Origin of the sequence: Marichromatium sp. AB31 (assembly GCF_003718685.1) — a bacterium.
Taxonomy (GTDB): domain Bacteria; phylum Pseudomonadota; class Gammaproteobacteria; order Chromatiales; family Chromatiaceae; genus Marichromatium; species Marichromatium gracile.
In genome coordinates this window covers 55927-76273 of the sequence record NZ_RHFI01000012.1, presented here as the reverse complement: position 1 = coordinate 76273, position 20347 = coordinate 55927, and the positions used below count along the sequence as shown (strand labels likewise).

At 66.3% G+C, this 20347-nt stretch carries 22 protein-coding genes; 16 read left to right on the top strand and 6 right to left on the bottom strand.

The genetic code is table 11. The features are described from left to right. Position 1 precedes the first annotated feature (1 nt). The 14 genes from flhB to EBL84_RS10650 all read left to right on the top strand — a co-directional run bounded on the left by flhB (position 2) and on the right by EBL84_RS10650 (position 13971). Positions 2–1156, top strand: a complete 1155-nt coding sequence (gene flhB, locus EBL84_RS10715) for a flagellar biosynthesis protein FlhB (RefSeq protein WP_123140803.1) — start codon at positions 2–4, stop codon at positions 1154–1156. After that, on the top strand, positions 1156–3267 hold the full coding sequence (gene flhA / locus EBL84_RS10710; RefSeq protein WP_123140802.1) for a flagellar biosynthesis protein FlhA: 2112 nt from the start codon (positions 1156–1158) through the stop codon (positions 3265–3267). The genes flhB and flhA overlap by 1 nt, the downstream gene beginning before the upstream one ends. 22 nt (positions 3268–3289) lie before the next feature. Then, a complete protein-coding gene (gene flhF, locus EBL84_RS10705; protein WP_123140801.1) occupies positions 3290–4564 on the top strand; it encodes a flagellar biosynthesis protein FlhF in 1275 nt (424 codons plus the stop codon). After that, positions 4551–5375, top strand: a complete 825-nt coding sequence (locus EBL84_RS10700) for a MinD/ParA family protein (RefSeq protein ID WP_123140800.1) — start codon at positions 4551–4553, stop codon at positions 5373–5375. Before flhF ends, EBL84_RS10700 begins: the two co-directional genes overlap by 14 nt. Further along, positions 5372–6127, top strand: a complete 756-nt coding sequence (locus tag EBL84_RS10695; RefSeq protein WP_369957890.1) for an RNA polymerase sigma factor FliA — start codon at positions 5372–5374, stop codon at positions 6125–6127. The genes EBL84_RS10700 and EBL84_RS10695 overlap by 4 nt, the downstream gene beginning before the upstream one ends. Before the next feature lie 47 nt (positions 6128–6174). Next, on the top strand, positions 6175–6549 hold the full coding sequence (gene cheY / locus EBL84_RS10690) for a chemotaxis response regulator CheY (protein ID WP_005224626.1): 375 nt from the start codon (positions 6175–6177) through the stop codon (positions 6547–6549). Between the two features lie 155 nt (positions 6550–6704). Next, positions 6705–7475: a protein phosphatase CheZ gene (locus EBL84_RS10685; RefSeq protein ID WP_123140798.1), complete on the top strand. Its 771-nt coding sequence runs from the start codon at positions 6705–6707 to the stop codon at positions 7473–7475. 35 nt (positions 7476–7510) lie between these two features. Next, the gene (locus EBL84_RS10680; protein WP_123140797.1) at positions 7511–9625 is read left to right on the top strand and encodes a chemotaxis protein CheA; all 2115 of its coding nucleotides are present in this window, start codon (positions 7511–7513) and stop codon (positions 9623–9625) included. Between the two features lie 3 nt (positions 9626–9628). After that, complete coding sequence (locus EBL84_RS10675; protein WP_123140796.1) at positions 9629–10738, top strand: chemotaxis response regulator protein-glutamate methylesterase; 1110 nt, start codon at positions 9629–9631, stop codon at positions 10736–10738. 1 nt (position 10739) lies between these two features. Beyond that, entirely contained in the window at positions 10740–11483 is a 744-nt protein-coding gene (locus EBL84_RS10670; protein WP_123140795.1) for a flagellar motor protein, read from the top strand. Positions 11484–11491: 8 nt separating this feature from the next. After that, positions 11492–12427, top strand: coding sequence for a flagellar motor protein MotD (gene motD, locus EBL84_RS10665; protein ID WP_123140794.1), 936 nt, complete (start codon positions 11492–11494; stop codon positions 12425–12427). A 77-nt stretch (positions 12428–12504) separates the two neighbouring features. Further along, positions 12505–12990, top strand: coding sequence for a chemotaxis protein CheW (locus EBL84_RS10660; RefSeq protein ID WP_123140793.1), 486 nt, complete (start codon positions 12505–12507; stop codon positions 12988–12990). A gap of 71 nt (positions 12991–13061) precedes the next feature. Then, positions 13062–13457, top strand: coding sequence for a hypothetical protein (locus EBL84_RS10655; RefSeq protein WP_123140792.1), 396 nt, complete (start codon positions 13062–13064; stop codon positions 13455–13457). Between the two features lie 67 nt (positions 13458–13524). Continuing rightward, on the top strand, positions 13525–13971 hold the full coding sequence (locus EBL84_RS10650; protein ID WP_123140791.1) for a DUF2802 domain-containing protein: 447 nt from the start codon (positions 13525–13527) through the stop codon (positions 13969–13971). 30 nt (positions 13972–14001) lie between these two features. Here the strand turns inward: EBL84_RS10650 and EBL84_RS10645 are convergent, their stop codons facing one another. From EBL84_RS10645 to flgA, 6 genes are all read right to left on the bottom strand, one after another. Further along, positions 14002–14316 carry an EscU/YscU/HrcU family type III secretion system export apparatus switch protein gene (locus EBL84_RS10645; RefSeq protein WP_123140790.1) on the bottom strand — a complete coding sequence of 105 codons (315 nt, stop codon included), beginning with the start codon at positions 14314–14316 and terminating at the stop codon, positions 14002–14004. Further along, complete coding sequence (locus EBL84_RS10640) at positions 14313–15197, bottom strand: flagellar hook-length control protein FliK (RefSeq protein ID WP_123140789.1); 885 nt, start codon at positions 15195–15197, stop codon at positions 14313–14315. Before EBL84_RS10640 ends, EBL84_RS10645 begins: the two co-directional genes overlap by 4 nt. A 500-nt stretch (positions 15198–15697) precedes the next feature. Then, positions 15698–16408, bottom strand: a complete 711-nt coding sequence (locus tag EBL84_RS10635; protein WP_123140788.1) for a flagellar brake protein — start codon at positions 16406–16408, stop codon at positions 15698–15700. Between the two features lie 64 nt (positions 16409–16472). Continuing rightward, positions 16473–16949 (bottom strand): flagella synthesis protein FlgN, encoded by a 477-nt coding sequence (locus EBL84_RS10630; protein ID WP_062274522.1) that lies wholly within the window; start codon positions 16947–16949, stop codon positions 16473–16475. A gap of 26 nt (positions 16950–16975) precedes the next feature. Continuing rightward, positions 16976–17287 carry a flagellar biosynthesis anti-sigma factor FlgM gene (gene flgM / locus EBL84_RS17100; protein ID WP_165913552.1) on the bottom strand — a complete coding sequence of 104 codons (312 nt, stop codon included), beginning with the start codon at positions 17285–17287 and terminating at the stop codon, positions 16976–16978. Between the two features lie 100 nt (positions 17288–17387). Continuing rightward, positions 17388–18137 (bottom strand): flagellar basal body P-ring formation chaperone FlgA, encoded by a 750-nt coding sequence (gene flgA / locus EBL84_RS10620; RefSeq protein WP_123140786.1) that lies wholly within the window; start codon positions 18135–18137, stop codon positions 17388–17390. Between the two features lie 257 nt (positions 18138–18394). On the opposite strand from flgA, the gene EBL84_RS10615 reads away from it, so the two are divergent. Together EBL84_RS10615 and EBL84_RS10610 are read left to right on the top strand one after the other, a co-directional pair. After that, positions 18395–19327 carry a chemotaxis protein CheV gene (locus EBL84_RS10615; RefSeq protein ID WP_123140785.1) on the top strand — a complete coding sequence of 311 codons (933 nt, stop codon included), beginning with the start codon at positions 18395–18397 and terminating at the stop codon, positions 19325–19327. 125 nt (positions 19328–19452) lie between these two features. After that, entirely contained in the window at positions 19453–20265 is an 813-nt protein-coding gene (locus tag EBL84_RS10610) for a protein-glutamate O-methyltransferase CheR (RefSeq protein WP_123140784.1), read from the top strand. Positions 20266–20347 lie beyond the last annotated feature (82 nt).

The following is a 20347-nucleotide window of genomic DNA, read 5'->3' as shown; positions in this document are numbered from 1 at the left end:
CATGGCCGAGAACGAGAACGGCCAGGAAAAAACCGAAGAACCGACCGCCAAACGCCAACGCGAGGCGCGCGAAAAAGGCCAGGTGCCACGCTCGCGAGAGTTCAACACCCTGATGGTGTTGCTCGCCGGTGCCGGCTTCATGGTGTTCTTCGGTGGTCATCTCGGCGGCCAGCTCGCCGCCCAGATGGCCGATGGCTTCACCCTGGAGCGCGAGCTGTTCTACGACACCCAGCGACTGCTGCCCTATCTGGCCAGCCAGATCGGTCGCGCGTTGCTGACCCTCGCGCCGCTGTTCGCGTTGCTCTTCGTGGTCGCGCTACTCGGGCCGATCCTGATCGGCGGTGCCAACTTCTCGGCGCAGGCGATGTCCCCCAAGCTCGACAAGCTCAATCCGCTCAAGGGGATCAAGCGCCAGTTCTCCGCCCAGGCACTGCTCGAACTTGGCAAGACACTTGCCAAGTTCGTGATCGTCTCCCTGGTCGCCGGCATGGTGCTCTGGAGCGTTTCCGACGAGTTGCTGCATCTCGGCGAGGAGCCGCTCAAGGAGGCGATCTTCCATACCGCCGACATGGCAGTATGGATCTTTCTGCTGGTCTCGGCGGCGCTGGTGCTGATTGCTGCGGTCGACGTACCCTTCCAGCTGTGGAACCACAACAAGCAGCTGCGCATGACCCGTCAGGAGCTCAAGGACGAGTACAAGGAGACCGACGGCAAGCCCGAGGTCAAGGGACGCATCCGTCAACTGCAGCAGGAGATGGCCAGCCGGCGGATGATGGCCGAGGTGCCCAAGGCCGACGTGGTCATCACCAACCCCACCCGCTATGCCGTGGCCATCGTCTACGAGCCGGCGCGAATGCGTGCTCCACGGCTGCTCGCCAAGGGGGTTGGCGAGGTCGCCGGGGCGATTCGCGGGCTCGCCGACGAGCACGACATCATCCGGGTGGAGGCGCCGCGGGTGGCGCGTGCGATCTATTTCACCACCGATCTCGGCGAGGAGATCCCCGGTGGGTTGTTCGTCGCCGTGGCGCGCATCCTCGCCTATGTCTATCAGCTCAAGCGTCACGACCCCGAGGTATCGATGCCGACCGATCTGCCTGTGCCCGATGAATATCTCGATCCGCGCGAGGCCGCCCGCGCCGCACGGGGTAAACGCTAGTGGCCGGATTCAGTGAACGCCTCGGGGGCCTGAGCCGGCTCGGGCTGGGCGCGCCGCTGCTGCTCATCGCGCTGCTGTCGATGATGGTGCTGCCGCTGCCGCCGCTGGCGCTCGATCTGCTGTTCACCTTCAACATCTCGCTGTCGCTGATCGTGGTGATGGTGGCCGTCTACACCCCGCGCCCGGTCGATTTCGCCGCCTTCCCCTCGGTGTTGCTGCTCGCCACCCTGCTGCGTCTTGCGCTCAACGTCGCCTCGACCCGGGTGATCCTGCTGCGCGGCGCCGATGGCACCGATGCCGCCGGGCAGGTGATCCAGGCCTTCGGCGACTTCGTGCTCGGCGGTAACTTCGCCGTCGGTCTGGTGGTCTTCACCATCCTGGTGATCATCAACTTCGTGGTGGTCACCAAGGGCGCGGGGCGTATCTCCGAGGTCAGCGCGCGTTTTACCCTCGATGCCATGCCGGGCAAGCAGATGGCCATCGACGCCGATCTCAACTCCGGGCTGATCACCCAGGACGAGGCGCGTACGCGGCGCGAGGACATCGCCCAGGAGGCCGACTTCTACGGCTCGATGGATGGTGCGAGCAAGTTCGTGCGCGGGGACGCCATCGCCGGCATCCTCATCCTCTTCATCAATATCCTCGGCGGCATCGTCATCGGCACCACCCAGCACGGCATGTCCTTCGGCGAGGCCGGCAACGTCTATGTGCTGTTGACCATCGGCGACGGGCTGGTGGCGCAGATCCCCTCGCTGATGCTCTCCTCGGCCACGGCGATCATCGTCACCCGCACCTCGACGGCGCAGGACATGGGGCAGCAGGTGTTCGGACAGATGTTCGAGAACCCGCGGGCACTGTTCGTCGCCGCCGCCGTGCTCGGCATCCTCGGCGCCATCCCGGGGATGCCGAATATGGTCTTCCTCGGGCTTGCGGCGATGATGGCCGGCGGCGGCTATCTGCTCAGTCGTCGCAGCGCCCAGCCGGCCGGCGCCGAGGAGGTCGACCAGCTCCCGCCCGGGGTGGAGATGCCGCCGGCGCCGGAGGAGCGCGAACTCTCCTGGGAGGATGTGCCGCCGGTCGACCTGGTCGCGCTCGAGGTCGGCTACCGGCTCATCCCGCTGGTCGATCGCGGCCAGAACGGGCAGCTGATGGGACGGATCAAGGGCATTCGGCGCAAGCTCTCGCAGGAGCTCGGATTTCTCATCCAGCCGGTGCACATCCGCGATAACCTCGAGCTCGGTCCCAACCACTACCGTATCTCGCTGCTCGGGGTCACCCAGGCCGAGGCCGAGGTCTTCCCCGATCGCGAGCTGGCGATCAACCCGGGACAGGTCTTCGGCACCGTCCCCGGCACCCCGACCAAGGACCCGACCTTCAACCTCGATGCGTTGTGGATCGATCCGAGCGATCGCGAGAACGCCCAGGGCGCGGGCTACACCGTGGTCGATGCCGCGACCGTGATCGCCACCCATCTCTCGCAGGTGTTTCGCGAGAATGCCCACCGACTGATCGGTCACGAAGAGGTCCAGCACCTGCTCGATCAGCTCGGCCGGCGCTCGCCCAAGCTGGTCGAGAACCTGCTCTCGAAGACGCTGTCGCTGAGCGCGATCCTCAAGGTGATGCAGAACCTGCTCGCCGAGCAGGTCTCGATCCGCGACATGCGCACCATCGCCGAGACCCTGGCGGAGCAGGCGCAGAAGAGTCAAGATCCCGGCGCTCTGACCGCGGCGGTGCGGGTCGCGCTGGCGCGCTCGATCGTCCAGGACCTGGTCGGGCCTGCGGGCGAGCTGCCGTTGATCGCCCTTGAGCCAACATTGGAGCAACTCTTGCATAAGTCGCTGCGAGGCAGTCAGGGCGAGACCGTCGGGCTCGAACCCGGACTGGCTGAGCGGGTTCAGCGTTCGGTGGCCGACGCGGCCAGACGCCAGGAGATGGAGGGGGCGCCAGCGGTGCTGGTGGTCGCCCCGGAGATCCGTACCTGGGTCGCGAGCTGGTTGCGCGGCGCCGTCAGCAGCCTGACGGTGCTGGCCTTCACCGAGATCCCGGACAACCGCAAGATCCGGGTGGTGGCCACCGTGGGGCAGGGCGACGCCGCTCCGGCAAAGGCATGATTGAGCGAGCAGGAGTACGACCATGAGTGTGAGGCGCTATACGGCACGGGACATGCGCGACGCGATGCGTCAGGTGCGCGAGCTGCAGGGACCGGATGCGGTGATCCTGTCGAGTCGTCGGGTCGATGGCATGCTGGAGGTGATCGCCGCGCTCGACGAGGGCGATCAGGCCGCCGCGCCGGCACCGACGGTACCGACCCGTGCGCCACGCCGCGAGCGCGCGAGCGCGCCCGAGGCGCGTGCTCCGCGCCCGGCGGTGCCGGCGACCGCGACCCTGCCCACCGACCCCGAGATCGCGGCCATGCGGCGTGAACTCTGCGACCTGCGCAGCCTGCTGGTGCAACACCAGAACGCCAGCGAGTCGGCGCGCTGGGCGGCGCGTCATCCGCTCGCCGCCGAACTGGTGACGCGCCTGACCGATTGTGGCTTCACCGAGAAGCTCGCGCGCAGTCTCGCCGGCGGGATCCTCGAGGAGACCTCGGTCGAGAGCGCCTGGTCGCGGCTGCGCGCGCGGCTCTCGGCGGCGATCCCGACGGCACAGTCGCCGGTGCTCGACCATGGGGGCATGCTGGCGCTGGTGGGGCCGACCGGGGTGGGCAAGACCACCACCCTGGCGCGGTTGGCGCTGCGCCAGATCCGGCGCATGGGACGCGACTCGGTCAGCCTGGTCTCACTTGACCGCCAGCGCATTGGCGCCTACAAGCAGTTGCAGGCGTTCGGGCAGATGGCCGGGGTCTCGGTGATGCTGCTCGAGAACGAGCATGAGCTGGCGGCGTTGTCGAGTCGCGCCGGTGATGGCAGACTGATTCTCATCGATACGGCCGGGCATGCCGCGCGTGATGCCGCCGAGCGTCGATTGTTTGCGCAGGTGCGCGAGCGCATCGAGCTCGAGACCTGGCTGGTAATTGCCGCTACCCATCAGTCGATGGTGCTCAGACAGGTGCTCGAGGCGTTCCAGTCGAGCGAACCCTCGGCCCTGGTGTTGACCAAGGTGGACGAGACGGAACAGCTCGGCGAGACCCTGTCCGTGTTGATGGAGCAGCGGCTCGGTTTGATTTTTTATAGCGATGGTCAACGCATGACCGAAGATTTCCACAAGGTCGATACACTCTATCTCACCCGCTTGGCGCTCCAGGAGCGGGCGCACGCCATGCGTGCGCCGGGCGGCGCCCGCGCCTCTCTCGATGGTCTGGCAATGAACGCGATGCCGGCGTCCACGCGGACGTCTGGTGAACAGGGCAGCATGGTTCTGGAGTCGGTCTTGCCCTTCAGGACGCCTGCCCATGCAACCGCCTAGCAATCGGCTCAGGAGTATCGCCGTCGCCAGCGGCAAGGGGGGCGTCGGCAAGACCAATGTCTCGGTCAATCTCGCCGTCGCGCTCGCGCGCATGGGACGGCGGGTGATGCTGTTCGACGCCGACCTCGGTCTGGCCAACGCCGATCTGCTGCTCGGACTGCGCCCGACCAAGACCCTGTACGATCTCGTCGAAGGGCGGGTCGAGGGACTCGAGGATGTGTTGGTGCAAGGCCCGCAGGGCATGCAGCTGGTGCCCTCGGCCTCGGGTATCGCCAGCATGGCCAATCTCAGCCCCGCCGAGCATGCCGGGCTGATCCGTGCCTTCAGCTCCTACCGTCAGCCGCTCGACGTGCTCATCGTCGATACCTCGGCCGGCGTCCAGGAGTCGGTCACCGCCTTCTGCAAGGCGGTTCAGGAAGTGATGGTGGTGGTCTGTGACGAGCCGGCATCGCTCACCGACGCCTATGCACTGATCAAGGTGCTGCACCAGGATCACGGCTTGCGTCGTTTCCGCATGGTCTGCAACATGTTGAGCTCGCCGGAGGCCGGTCGGCGTCTGGTGCGCAAGCTCTCGGCCGTCTGCGCCCAGTACCTGCCGGAGGTGATGCTCGAGGCCTCGGGTATCATCCCGCTCGACGACAACCTGCGTCGGGCCGTGCAGCGGCGCGGGCCTGTGGTCGACCTGTATCCGGGCAGTCCCTCGGGGCGCGCCTTCACCGAGTTGGCGACCCGGGTCGATCGTTGGCCCATCACCGAGACCGACCTGGGCGGGATCGGCTTTTTCGTCGAACGGATGTTGCAAAGTGCCTGATGGCCCCGAAACGTCCATTGCAGGGGTATCCTAGCCTGGCCGACCGGCCCGACGAGCTGGTTGCGGCCAATGTCGATCTGGTACAGCGTATCGCGCATCATCTGGCGGCGCGTCTACCGCCGTCGGTGCAGCTCGACGACCTGGTCCAGTCGGGCATGGTGGGGCTGATCGAGGCCGCGCGCCAGTTCCAGGCGGGACAGGGCGCGACCTTCGCGACCTATGCGACCATACGCATCCGTGGCGCGATGATCGATGAACTGCGCCGCGCGGACTGGACCCCGCGCTCGGTCCATCGCAACACCCGTCGCATCGCCGCAGCCATCCGTGAGGTGGAGACGCGCGAGGGGCGCACGGCGAGCGACGCCGAGGTCGCCGCCGAGCTTGAGATCGGGCTGGCGGACTATCATGCGATGCTGCAGGACAGTGCGAGCGCCAACGTCCTCGGCATCGAAGACCTGGGCGGCCCGGAGATGGAAGCCGATCGCTGGTTGGCGGGGACGGAGGATTCGCCCCCGGAGCAGCTCGCTCAGGCGCAGTTTCGCCTGGCACTGGCCCAGGCCCTGGGTGGCTTGCCGGAGCGCGAGCGCCTGGTCATGAACCTGTATTACAACGAGGCGTTGAACCTGCGCGAGATCGGCGCCGTGCTCGGCATCACCGAGTCGCGTGTCAGCCAGATCCGCAGTCAGGCCTTGCACCGCTTGCGCTCACGGTTGTCCGACTGGACCGGCGAGGGCAGTGAGTCGCTGTTGTGATCGATAAATCCGACAATTGACACTGGGAGTTCAGTGTGGACAAAGGCATGAAGATCCTCGTCGTGGACGATTTCTCCACGATGAGACGCATCATCAAGAACCTGCTGCGCGAGCTGGGGTTCAATAACACCATGGAGGCCGACGACGGCAGCACGGCCTTGCCGATGCTCAAGAGCGGTGGCTTCGATTTCCTCATCACCGACTGGAACATGCCCAACATGGAAGGCATCGAGCTGCTGCGCCAGGTCCGCGCCGACCCTGAGCTCAAGGAGCTGCCGGTGCTGATGGTGACGGCCGAGGCCAAGCGCGAGCAGATCGTCGAGGCGGCCCAGGCTGGCGTCAACGGCTATATCGTCAAGCCCTTCACCGCCGAGACACTGAAGGAAAAGATCGATAAGATCTTCGAGCGGGTCGCAGGCTAGGGTCGGGCTGAAGCGACTGTCTCGCGCTGCGCCGGCCGTCGCCTCATCGTTCGCCCCTGGCGCTGACACATGGACTCAGCCCACTCCGGCACGTGCCTCCATGGCCGGCCCAGCCATGTCACGGGTAGCCTTTTCGTTCGGCCTGGGAACAATCGATGGACAATGACGAAACACGTTTGACCGCACAGCTTGCACTTGCGCAGGAGCTGGTCGAACACCTCCAAAACGGCGATGAGGAAGGCGCGCGTCTGGTCATCCAGCAGTTGCGCTTCCCCTACGAGCGTGAGCTGTTCGAGGAGCTCGGCAAGCTGACCCGCGAGCTGCACGAAGCGCTGCAGAGCTTCCGCGGCGACTCGCGTCTGGTCGAGATCACCCAGGACGAGATCCCGGACGCCAAGGAGCGGCTCTCCTATGTCGTCACCATGACCGAGCAGGCCACGCACCGCACCCTCAATGCGGTCGACGAGGGCTTGCCGATCGCCGAGCGGGTACATGACAGCGCGGTGCGGCTCTCCGAGCGTTGGGGGCGGTTCCGGCGCCGCGAGCTCTCGCTCGATGAGTTCCGCGAGTTCGCGCGCGAGCTCGACGCCTTCTTCTCCGCCACCGGTCAGGAGACCGAGCGGCTGCGCTCGCTGATGTCCGAGGTCATGATGGCCCAGGACTTCCAGGACCTTACCGGCCAGATCATCGGGCGGGTCATCCGTCTGGTTCAGGACGTCGAGGAGAACCTAGTCGGCTTGATTCGACTCTCCAGCGGACGCATGGAAGGGGCTGTCGCCAAGCCCGTCGAGCCGACCGTCGAGAAGGCCGAGGAACCCGCCCGGGGTGGTGTCGGGCCGGCGGTGCCCAACACCAGCGACGATCTCGGGGATGTCGTTTCGGGTCAGGACGACGTCGATGCCCTGCTGTCCAGTCTCGGCTTCTAGTTGCCCGAGCCCATCGAGTTCAGAGGATAAGGTGAATGCCAATCGACCCGAATGACGAAATTCTTCAGGATTTCCTGGTCGAGGCCGGCGAGCTGCTCGAAGGCTTGAACGAGCAACTGATCGATCTGGAGCAGGATCCGGCGAACCGCGACCTGCTCAATTCGGTCTTCCGCAGTTTTCATACCATCAAGGGTGGCGCGGGCTTTCTCAACCTCAATGCGCTGGTCTCGGTCTGTCATCATGCCGAGGACGTGTTCAATCTGCTGCGCAACGGCGAGCGTCATGTCGATGCGCAGTTGATGGATACGGTGCTGCGGGTGCTCGACGTCGTCAACGTCATGTTCGGCGACCTGCAATCGGGCAAGGAGCCCGAGCCCGCCGCGCCCGAACTGATCGCCGAACTCGAGCAGCTGGCCTCGCCTGCGGCGGCGGCCCCCGAGCCGCCCCCGGCTCCCGTCGAGCCGGTGCCTGCCGAGCCCGAGGCGGCGCCTGAGCCGCCCTCCGAGTCCGTGGCGGCGGGTGCCGAGCCCGCGGATGAAATCACCGAGCAGGAGTTCGAGGCGTTGCTCGATGCGCTCAGCGGTCAGCCCCAGTCCGGTGCTGCGCCCGCCGAGTCTGTGCCCCCGGAGCCGACCGCGTCGACTTCCGCCGAGGTCTCGGCTGCGGGCGGGCCGCCAGTCGAGGAAGAGCCCGCCGGCGAGGATACCGACCTCATCACCGACGAGGAGTTCGAGAACCTGCTCGATCAGCTCCACGGCAAGGGCGCCTTCACTGCGGCGCCCGCGCCGAAGGCGGCGGCCGAGAGCGCGCCTTCCTCACCCCCGCCGGCGCCACAGCCGAGCACCGCGCCCGCCCCCGCCAAGCCGGCGCCGAAGCCCGAGGGCGAGAGCAGTGCTGCGGCGGCTGCGGCGCGTGCCGTCAAACAGGCTGCCACTCCGACCGAGACCTCGGTGCGGGTCGATACCAACCGACTCGACGAGATCATGAATCTGGTCGGCGAGTTGGTGCTGGTGCGTAACCGGTTGAGCATGCTGCGCTCGCAGACCGAGGACGACGAGGTTTCCAAGGCGATCAACTCGCTCGCCCTGGTCACCGCTGATCTGCAGTCGGCGGTGATGAAGACGCGGATGCAGCCGATCAAGAAGGTCTTCAGTCGCTTCCCGCGTGTGGTCCGCGATCTCTCGCGCTCGCTCGGCAAGGAGATCGACTTCCAGACCTATGGCGAGGAGACCGATCTCGACAAGAACCTTGTCGAGGCCCTGGCCGATCCGCTGGTGCACTTGATCCGCAACGCCGTCGATCATGGCATCGAGATGCCCGACGTGCGCGAGGCCGCCGGCAAGTCGCGGCGCGGGCGGGTGATCCTGGGTGCGGCGCAGGAGGGCGATCACATCGCCCTGACCATCGAGGACGATGGCCGCGGCATGGATCCCCAGGCGCTGCGCCTGAAGGCGGTGGAGAAGGGGCTGCTCGAGCCGTCGATGGCCGAGCGGCTGTCCGATCGCGATGCCTTCAACCTCATCTTCATGGCAGGCTTTTCCACCAAGGAAGAGATCTCCGACGTCTCCGGGCGCGGGGTCGGGATGGATGTGGTCAAGACCCGCATCGCCCAGCTCAACGGTTCCGTCGAGATCGACTCCGAGCTTGGCCGGGGCACCCTGCTGCAGGTCAAGCTGCCGCTCACCCTCGCGATCCTGCCGGCGTTGATGGTGATCCTCGACGGGCGGCGTTTCGCCATTCCGCTCGCCTCGGTCTCCGAGATCCTCGACCTCGACCTCTCGCGCAGCCGCTTCGTCGACGAGCAGGAGGCGATCGTGGTGCGCAGCCATGCCTTGCCGATCTATCACATCGGTCGCTGGGTCCGCCCCGGTCGGGACGAGGGACCACGAGGCGAGGCCCATGTCGTGGTGGTCCAGGTCGGACAGCGCAAGGTCGGCCTGGTGGTCGACGGCCTGGTGGGGCAGGAAGAGGTGGTGATCAAGCCGCTCGGTCTCGGGTTGCGTCATGTCTCCGGGCTCGCCGGGGCCACGATTACCGGTGATGGTGGTATCGCACTGATCCTCGATGTCCCCGAGCTGCTCAAGGTCATGGGGCGCTCGGAGTTCGGCGGTCGCCGGGAAACGGTCGCCGAACTGGCCACAGGGAGCTGATCCGTGCCGCTCAAGGTTGTCGTTGTCGATGATTCCGCCTTCTTTCGACGTCGTATCGTCGAGATCCTGAATGCCGATATCGGCATCGAGGTGGTCGGTACCGCCGGTGATGGTCGTGAGGCCATCGAGGTGGTCAAGCGCCTCAAGCCCGATGTGGTGACCATGGATATCGAGATGCCGGTGATGGACGGCATCACCGCGGTACGACGGATCATGGCCGAGTCGCCTCGTCCGATCCTGATGTTCTCGACTCTCACCACGGATGGCGCGACCGCCACGCTCGATGCCCTGGACGCAGGCGCGATGGACTTCCTGCCCAAGCGCTTCAGCGAGATGGCCAAGGACGAGGACAGCGCCAAGATGCTGCTGCGTCGTCGGGTGCGCGCGCTGGCCCGGGGACGTGGCCCCGCGCTGACTGCGGCTCGTGCCCCGGCGCGCGCCGAGGCGCGTCATGTGCCAGCCTCCCCCGCATCCTCGGCGCCGGCTCAGTCGCCGACCCCGGCCCCGCCGCCCCGCTCATCGAGTGTGCGCGGCGAGTCGTTACGCTCGTTGCGGGCGTTGCTGATCGGCACCTCGACCGGTGGGCCGGTGGCGCTGCAAGAGGTGCTCAAGGCGCTGCCGAGCCAGTTCCCGCTGCCGATCGTGGTGGTCCAGCACATGCCGGCGAGCTTCACCTCGGCCTTTGCCGAGCGCCTCAACAACCTCTGCCAGATCGAGGTGCGCGAGGCGGCCAATGGGGATGCACTCAAACCGGGGGTGGCGCTACTCGCGCCCGGCGGCATGCAGCTGGTGCTCGAGGGCGGATCGCAGCCACGGGTGCGGATCGTCGACAGCCCGCCCGGCACCATCTACAAGCCGAGTGTCGATATCACCTTCACCTCCGCCGTCGCTGCGCTGCGCAGTCAGGTGCTGGCGGTGGTGCTCACCGGAATGGGGGCCGACGGTCGTGAGGGCGCGCGCGCGCTCAAGGAGCATGGGGCCCGGATCTGGGCCCAGGACGCCGCCAGCTCGGTGGTCTTCGGGATGCCGGCGGCGGTCATCGAGGCCGGGCTCGCCGATCAGGTGCTTGCGTTGAGGGATGTCGGGCCGGCGCTCGTCAAAAGCCTCTGTTGAGATGGATGTCCTGACCCTGGTCGGGCTCCTGCTGGGGCTGGTGGCCGTGGTCGGGGGCTCCATCGCCAAGGGCAGTGGGCTGGGCGCGCTGTGGAATCTCGCCGCCTTCACCATCGTGGTGATCGGGACCCTGGGCGCGGCACTGGTCCAGGCCCGCCTGCCGGTATTCCGTCATGCATTGCGCATCCTGCCCTGGGTGGTGCTTACCCCCAGGCTCGATCCCCTGGCGATGGTCAAGCGCCTGGTCGACTGGGCGCATCTGTCTCGTCGTGAGGGACTGCTCGGTCTCGAGGCGCTCTCCGAGCAAGAGACCGATCCCTTCGTCCGCAAGGGGTTGCAGCTGCTCGTCGACGGCACCGAGCCCCAGGTGCTGAGACAGATCCTCGAGTCGGATCTCGACAATCGTGAGCACTTCGACCTGCAGGGTGCCAGGGTCTTCGAGAGTATGGGGGTCTATGCCCCGACCCTCGGCATCATCGGGGCGGTGATGGGGTTGATGGCGGTGATGCAGAATCTGGCCGACCCGAGCAAGCTTGGCCCGGGGATTGCTGCAGCATTCGTGGCCACCATCTACGGAATCGCCTCGGCCAACCTGCTGTTCCTGCCGGTGTCGAACAAGCTCAAGGGCTTGATCCAGGCGCGCGTCAATTATCAGACGATGCTCCTCGAGGGGTTGGTGGCGATCGCAGAGGGTGAGAACCCGCGCAACATCGAGAACAAGCTGAGCGGCTTCATCCAGCGTTGAGGCGGTCCATGGCGCGACGGCGCAGATACGACGACCATACCAACCATGAGGCCTGGGCCATCCCCTACGGGGATCTGGTGACCCTGCTGATGGCCTTCTTCGTGGTGATGTATGCGGTCTCGAGCATCGATGCTGGCAAGTATCGAGTGCTTTCCGACTCGCTGGAGCAGGCCTTCGGGTCGCAGCCCAAGGTCTCGCCGATACAGATCGGTGAGCCATTGCCGGGCGATGCCTTGATCGGTGAGGACATGCGCCGCACGCTCGCCCCGATCAGCAGCAGCCTGGCGCTGCTCGACCCGGCGCTACTCGATCCTCTGGTCGACATGACCGATGTGTCCGCCGATCTCGCGATGCGCAGCATCCTCGAGGGGGGAGGGGATGTGCGCAGGCGCGAGATACTACGCGAGATCGGCGAGATGGCCGGTGAGATCGAAGGGGCGCTCGGCGGGTTGGTCGATGACGGGCGTATTCAGGTCGACCGTCAGGCCTATTGGCTGGAGATCGAGATCAACACCAGCCTGCTGTTCCTCAGTGGCTCGGCGACCCTCGAGCCGGCGGCCCTGCCGGTCCTGGAAGAGGTGGCCAAGGTGCTGGCAAAGCGCGATTCGCGCATCCATGTCGAGGGGCATACCGATGATCTGCCGATCGGTAACTCGATCTACCCCTCGAACTGGGAGCTGTCATCGGGGCGCGCGGCGACGGTGGTCAATCTGTTTGCGCAGAATGGCGTCGATCCCCGTCGCATGGTGGCGATCGGTTATGGTGAGTTCCAGCCTGTCGCCTCCAACGACACCGCCGAGGGGCGGGCGCGCAATCGGCGTGTGGCCATCGTGGTGCTGCCGGGGCCGCCGCCGCGTTCTCACGAACGCGTCGAGCCCGAATGGCTCAAGCGTGATCATATTGTCCCCGAGGTGGACGAGTTCGGCGCCGTACCCGGGGATTGATCCGGGCGCCGCCGCCGACCATCATTCAGAATGACCTCCGGCGGTGCGTGACGGCCGGACATCAAGGCGAGGAATCCATGAGCGAACCAAACACCCAGACCAACACCGCGGGCACCTCCTCCTCCTTCGTAACCTTCAGCCTGGCAGAGGAGACCTATGCCATCGATGTGCTGCAGGTTCAGGAGGTGCTCAAGATCACCGAGATCGCGCCGGTGCCCGGCGTGCCCGATTACATCCTCGGGATCATCAACCTGCGTGGCGACGTGGTCACCGTGATCGATGCGCGCCGGCGCATGGGGCTGCCGCCGCGTGCGCCCGATGAAGCCTCGCGCATCGTCATCATCGACATCGACAACCAGAATGTCGGCATCCTGGTCGATGCGGTGGCGGAGGTCGTGCAGATCGATGCCGACTCGGTCGATCCGGCGCCGGCGGTGGGCAATGACCAGAGCAGTCGCTTCATCCTCGGCGTGACCAGTACCGAGGAGGGGCTGACGATCCTGATCAGCCTCGAGAAGCTGCTCTCCGATGACGAGTGGGAGCTGGTACGTAGCGTCGGTTGATCCTGGGTGCCGCGGGTGCATGGCCCGCGGCTTCCGGCCAGGGGTGGTCGAGGCGGCTCAGGAGGGAGTGTATGAGCGATCCGATCAAGCCGATGCTACCCGTCCAATCCGGTCTCAGGGGACGCGACTCGGACGAGGACCAGGGGCAGGCGGCCGCGCTGTGGAGCCCTTTGCTGCGTCGCCGAGCCGGGCTGCGCGAGCGTCGTCAGATCGAACGGCGCCAGGGCGAGCGTCGTCGACTCGAGCGTCGCAGCATGGAACGCCGTTCAGAGGAGCGTCGTGCCGGCGCGCCACGCGCGCTGGAACGTCGCCGGCAGGAGCGGCGGCAGGGGGAGCGGCGGCTGGGCGATCGACGACGAACTGAGCGTCGCCGTCCCGGCGATGATCCACCGACCTCGGGTGGAAGCGGTGTGTCGCGCCGACTGATCGGCAGGAAACGTCGGGGGTTCATCGATGAGTATGCCTAGCCGGGAAGCCGGGTCGCGACCTGTATCGCGGCCGCGCCTCGCCGCTGACCGCTGAGAGCCTGGGCCCTTGATCAGTCTGGCGGAAATCCTGGCCATCCTGGCACTGCTGGCGGCAGCGCTCGCGCTCGCCGCCTTCGTCTATCTGTGGCGCGAAACACGCAGGTTGCGGCGCGACCTGAGGCGTTTTGATCCCGTGCTGCAGACCTTGCATCGCGACCTTCGGGTGATCGCCGGCGAGAGCTTCCATCGCGGTCAGGATCGGGTGATGCTGGTCAATGCCCTGGAGCGCCTGGCCGATCAGCAGCAGGAGATGCGCCTCGAGATGCGCATGCGCGATGCCGATCAGAGTCCCTATGCCCAGGCGATCAAGCTCATCCGCAATGGCCAGAGCCGGGAGCAGGTCCGTCGGCTCTGCGCCCTGACCGACGCCGAACTCGAACTGCTCTTCGGCCTGCATGGCCACGGAATCGGTGGTGAGTACGCCTCCGATCGGCTGTCCGACACGGGTTCCTGAGAGCGCCTGGGCGTCGGCGCGCCTCGATCTTCAGTCCTGCTCGTGCGGCTCCTGGTGTTGCTGGCGCGGGTCGATTCCGGCAAGTGCGAACACGAATGCCAGGACCTCGGCGACGGCGACATAGAGTTCCGCCGGGATCTCGTCGCCGATCGGGATCTGTGCCAATGCCTCGGCGAGCTGGCGGTCGGCGTGCAGCGGGATGTCGTGGGCCTCGGCGATACGCACGATCTGCTCGGCGGTGACGCCCAGCCCCGAGGCGGTGATGCGTGGCGCGTTGCGCGTGTCCCAGTGCAACGCGACCGCCTTGCTCGGCGTCTCCTCGGGAAGATCATCGTGCTTGCTCATGCCTGCTCGCTGATCAGTGGCCCGGGGTGACGCGTCGGGTTCGCCGTCTGGCCCTGGCCCGCGTGCAGGGCGGTGACCTCGAGTTCACGCGCCTCGAGCTGTTCGCGCAGCAGCGGCAGTCTGCTGCGCAGCAGCGCCGCGGTCGGCGCGCGCTCGGCCAGCAGGCTCGCGCTCAACCGCTGCCCCTTGAGGGTCAGGCGAATCGAGAGCGGGCCGAGTTCGGCCAGATCCAGCCGCAGCCGGATCGTCCATCCAGCCTCCTCGACCTCGCCTTGTCTTCGCTCGCGTTCGATCTCGGCCTGAACGGTGCCGACACCGCCGCTGTGTCGATAGGGCAGGTCGAGCACCCAGCGCGGCTGTTCGGTCTCCTGCTCCAAGGGTTGTAGCTGGAGGCTGACGAGCTGCTTGAGCATGCCTTCGGTCTCGTGCTCCAACGCCTTACCGGCGTTGATCACGGCGGGCGTGGCGGTGCGGGCCGTGGTGTCGGCCGCATCCCGGTTGTGACGCCTGATCTGGTCGGCGAACTGCAACAGCTGTGCCTTGAGATCCTCACCGAGACTCGCATCGGTGAGCGCTCCGGGTGTGAGCGCGAGTTGCGCGAGCCGGGCCTCGAGCCAGATCCCTGATCCCTCGACGGCACGCTGCAGTCCGCCGGGCTCAGTGAGTGTGCTGGGGCCGGGCAGGCGGCTGATCAGACGCTCGAGTCGGTCGTTGAGTGGGACGGCGGCGGTGCTCGGGGCCGGCGTCTGCCCCTTGGGTTGGGCCGTGCCGATGGCCTCCTGGGTCGTGAGTCGTCTGCTCCATTCGGTGAGGGTCTCGGCGAGTGCGCGTGCCTGTGGCAGGTGCAGCCTGACCTGTTGGGTGAGCCAGTCGCGTGTCATCGTCTCGCTGTTTGCAAGCGTTGCCGAAGGGGGCGCGAGCGGTGCGGGAGGCGGTTGGGCGGGGAGTAGCCGTAGCGTCGGGATCGGGCGCAGCGCGATGACCTCGGCGGTTGGCCGCGTGGGCAGGGGCGCGGCGTTCGGTTGGGGCGGCGGCGTTGATGTCGATGTCGCCGCCCCCGGGAGCTGAGGACTGGGCTGTGGGGCGCTGGCCTGTGCTGGCGACTGCGTGGATGGCAGTGGTGCCAGCAAGCGCAGTTGCAGCGGGGCCGACCAGCTGGTGCCCGGGCCCGGGGGACGGACCCGGGCGAAGACCTCTCCCGGGGCGGGCGCTGGGGTGCGGTTCGGTGTGGCGAGCTCGAGCTCGAGCTTCAATCCAATGGTCAGCTCCAGGGCCTGTCGTACCGTGGCGCTGCCCTGCATCCGGCTGCTGCTCAGCAGCTGCAGCAATGGTTGACCTGGGATGGGTTCGCTCATGCGGGCCGTGATGCGGGGCTCGCGGGTCAGACCGCGACCTTGCGCGCCTCACGCTGATAGTGGAGGGTTGCGCGCATCAGCGCGCGCTCGGTGCCCTGATCGAGATTGACGATACGAAAACCGGCGGCGAAGCGCCCGGGCTCGGCCACGGGGCGGCTGTTGATCAGGACTGCCTCGCCGGTCAGCGGTGCGTTCAGGACCGGCAGCTGCATCCCCGAGTAGTGCAGCAGGGTGCCGGGCTCGACCCGTGCGATATCGCTCCAGTCGACCTCGAGACAGAAGCCCTTGGCCGAGAGGTCGAGCAGCCGGCCGTTGAGCGTATCACTGGAGTTGACGTGGTGCAGACGAACGTGACGGATCTCGCCAAAGGGCAGGGCGGCGCGGAAGATCTCGCGACGCTGCAGATAGTTGAGTGCCTCGGGGTAGGGGCAGGCGTAGAGCGCGATGCCGTCCTCCTCGAGGATGTCGGCCACCCGGGTCGAGAAGCGGATCGCGATCCCGCGCAGGTTGCCATAGACGCGGATCTCATGGGCCTGGCCGACCTGCTGATGTCCCTCCTCGGGGTGGAGTTCGTCGAGAAACAGTGTGCGCTGTTCACCATCGAGACGGATCAGCGAGGAGGCGAACAGCGGGCCGTCGGGATCGAGACGGACGTTGACCACCAGCAGCCGGTGATTCATGTCGCTGAGGATGGTCGAGATCCGTCCGGGGTTGGTGATCAACTCTTCTGCGGCCATGATGCTGCTCGGTCTGTGGTTGGCGGAGGGGCCGTCCGGCTCCGGCCAGGGCGAGGTCGGCCTGTCAGGCGCGGCTGATGGTGCGACTGTGCGGGGTGCCGTTGTTGGCCTGGCCGCGCGGGTCGTAGGTGGTGGCGTTGGGGTCCTCGCCGCGGAGGATGCGCAGCGACAGGGTGACGCGCTTGCGATCACGATTGATCAGTGTGGCATTGGTGCGGTTGAGTTGGTCGCAGCGCACCACGTAGCCCCGCAGCGCATCCCAGCGCGGGGTGAGGTCGCGTCGTGGATCAACGCGCTCGAGCAGCCGCTCCACGCCCTGAGCGTCGAAGGTGTAGCCGGTGTCCTCGACCCATTGCTTCATGCGTAACGTCTCTTCCTCGAGCTGGTCGGCGAGCTGCTGCTTGCCGGCGACGACGCGCTGCAACTCATCGGGATCGCGCAGCTCGATCGCCCGGGTCTCGTCGAGCAACGCCTGCTCCAGACGGGTCGCCAGGGCGATCGCCGTTTCGAGCGAGTGGGCGAAGGGACCGGTGTGCTCCATGGGCCAACCTCAAGTCAGACGGTGATTCAGGCCAGCAGTTGCTCGAACTCGATGACGCTGTCGGCGAGCTGCTGGTTGTCGATCGGATAGCGCCCCTCGGCGATGGCCTGCTTGATCTTCGCGACCTTGGCCTCGTCGATCGGCGGCTCGGTCGATTCGCCACGCGATGCGCTCATGCTCTTGGCCGCTGAGGTCAACGTGACCGTCTCCCCACCCTCGACGCCCGGACGTGCCTGGGCCTCGCCCTCGGGCGCCTTGGCGCCACCGCGCACGCCGTTGCCGGCGGAGTTGTTGCCTTCGGTGCGAAACGCGGTCGTGGTGAGGTTCTTGATGTCCATTGGCGTTGCTTCCGATCGACGTGGGCTCACAGCTGATAACGGCCGTCGACCAGGAAACTGTAGTCCATTGTCGTGTGCCCGTCGCAGCCCCACCATATGGCTACAATGGTACGTGGATATGCCCGGAGGGTTCCACATAGCCTTCGACGATCCGGCGCGAGGAGCGGTTGCGCACGCGGATGCGCTCTCCCGCCGCTCCATCCTCGAGCGCCTCGCCGGACATTCGGACCATCAGGCCGCCGTCTCCCGAGTAGATGGTGACGAGCTGTCCGCGCTCGACGAGCTTGCGCGGGGCGACGTGGGCGCTGGTGATGACTTGCCCCGGAGTGAGCGCGCGGCGCGCTTCCATGCCGATCACGGCGTTCGGGTCCCTGAAGTAACCACCGCTCAGGCTCGAGACCTCCTGGCGTTCACGCCGCAGGTCGGTTGCCTGGATACGCTGCTCGCGGGCGATCGGCCTGGCGACCACCACGACCTGGGTGTGGCGCTCGATACGGGCGGGGACGAAGATCGACCATTGCACCGGCTCGGAGCAGCGCAGGTTGACGGTGGTCGAGCCGCTGGTGCGGGCGCCGGGGGCGAGACTGGCGTTCGGCGTACGATCACACCGCGCCAGTCGCAGGCGGGCGTCGATCTGGCCGACCAGGACCTCGATCTCGTCCGTCCCCGTCGTTTGGGTGATCGCCGAGAGATAGGTGGCCACGGTATCGCGGAGTCGCTCGACCGACTCGATCTCGCCAGCCTGGGGGTGCTGCGCTGGCCACAACAGCAGGCTGAGGAGACCGGCGAGGGCGATCGCCAGGCTGATGGTGCGCCGTGTCGGGTTGTCGATAGAGGTGGATGGTTGCATGGGGATCACCGCTGAATGGATGCTGGCGGGGTGCCGACGCGCCGGGTCGGCTGTCCGATACGCCATGGCATGCAGAAATCGCGCCTGAGCGTAGCCCGGGGCAGGGTCGGTGGTGGCGTCTCGTTGGGTCATGATGCCCCGGAGAGACGAGTGGGAGAGGACGGCTGCGCCGAATTCGTTCATGAAGCCTGTCGGCTTAGGCTATCATGCTCAGGCATGATCACCCGGGCCGGCGGGCCTCGACTTGGAGGTGGTAGATGAGTCAGTTTATTGACGACGTCGATCAACGTACCCGCATGGTGGGGCAGAATCGCATGGAGCTGCTGCTGTTCCACCTCGGCAGCGACCAGACGTTCGGTATCAATGTGTTCAAGGTTCGCGAGGTGATCGCTCGCCCCAAGCTGCAGCAGTTGCCCGGGGCGAGCGCGATCGTGCGCGGCGTGGCGACGATCCGTGACCGCACGGTCTCGATCATCGATCTGGCGCAGGCCATCGGCTTCGTCGACCGGCCGGGGGATGATACCGATGCCAAGGTGATCGTCACCGAGTTCAACCGTTCGGTGCAGGGCTTCTGGGTCTCGGCGGTGGATCGTATCGTCAACGTCAACTGGGAGACGGTGAAGCCGCCGCCACGAGGGACCGAACAGGAAAGCTATCTGGTGGCGGTCACCGAGGTCGAGGGGCGGCTGGTGCAGATCATCGATGTCGAGCGGGTGTTCGCTGCCATCAATCAGCTCAAGGAAGATGTCTCGGAGACCACCCTGGAGCGGGCCGAGCACATCGATCATCACAAGTCGATCCTGGTGGTCGACGACTCGATGGTTGCGCGCAAGCAGATCGAGCGCGCCATTGGCGAGATCGGTTTCCAGGTCGAGACCCGCTCCGATGGTCGCGCCGCGCTCGACTTCCTCGAGGAGCTGGCCGAGACTGGCGCTGTCTCGGACACCATCGAGATGGTGATCTCCGACATCGAGATGCCGCGTATGGACGGCTATACCCTGACCCGCAAGATCCGCGACAATAGCAAGCTCAAGGATCTGCCGGTGGTGCTGCACTCCTCGCTGAGCGGGCAGTTCAACGCCGATATGGTCAAGCGCGCCGGGGCCGATGACTTCCTGCCGAAGTTCGATCCGGACGAGTTGGCCGCGATGGTGATGAAGCATGGTGGCCGACCCGCGGACGACTCCTGAGCGAGATGGCCCTTACAGTCTTCCTGATGCATAGAAAGTGTGAGTATTCCATTGAGTGATTCGATCAGCGTGGTCCTGCGCCAGTGCATGGCGGATGCGAACGGACGTTTGGCCAGAGGTCTGTCGTGATAGATCCGCAAGACTACGCAGAATTCTCGCGCTTTCTCTCCGAGTGCTGCGGCTTGGTGCTGGGTGAGAATCGTCAGTATCTCGTCTCCAGTCGGCTCTCGCGCCTGCTCGGTGAGTTCTCCTTCTCCAGTGTCGAGGAGCTGCTGCGCGCGCTGCGCCGCTCTGCGGACCCGACGCTCAAGTCGCGTGTGATCGACGCGATGACCACCAACGAGACCTCCTGGTTTCGTGATGTCTATCCGTTCGAGATCCTGCGCCACGTGGTCCTGCCCGAGCTGGCGGAAAAGAAACGCCCGATCCGCATCTGGTCGGCGGCCTGCTCGAGCGGTCAGGAGCCTTACAGCATCGCCATGGTGCTGGCCGAGTGGGAGCAGAGCTTTCCGCCGAAGAACATCCAGACCAGCGTGCTCGGCACCGATCTCTCCGATACCGTGCTCGCCGAGGCGCGTGGTGGTGTCTACGATGGGCTTGGGATCGTGCGCGGCCTGAGCAAGGAACGGCGCGACCGTTTCTTCGAGACCGTGCCCAACGGGCATCGCATCAAGCCCGATATCCAGCGTCGGGTCCGCTTCCAGAAGCTCAACCTGATGGAGTCCTATGCCGCGCTCGGCAAGTTCGAGATCGTCTTCTGTCGCAACGTGCTGATCTATTTCTCGGCCGAGACCAAGCGTCGGGTTTTTGACGGCATTGCCAAACAGATGGAGCCGGGTGGCTATCTCTTCGTCGGAGCCTCCGAATCGGTCGGCTCCTATACCAACGCCTTCGAGATGGTCCGCACGCCAAAGGGCGCCGTGCTCAGGCGTCGTTAGCGCCTCTCTACGACCCCGCTCGCGCTCCTGTCTGTTCGCGGCGGGGTCGTCTCCAGCCTTCAGCCTCCCCAGCCTCCCCAGC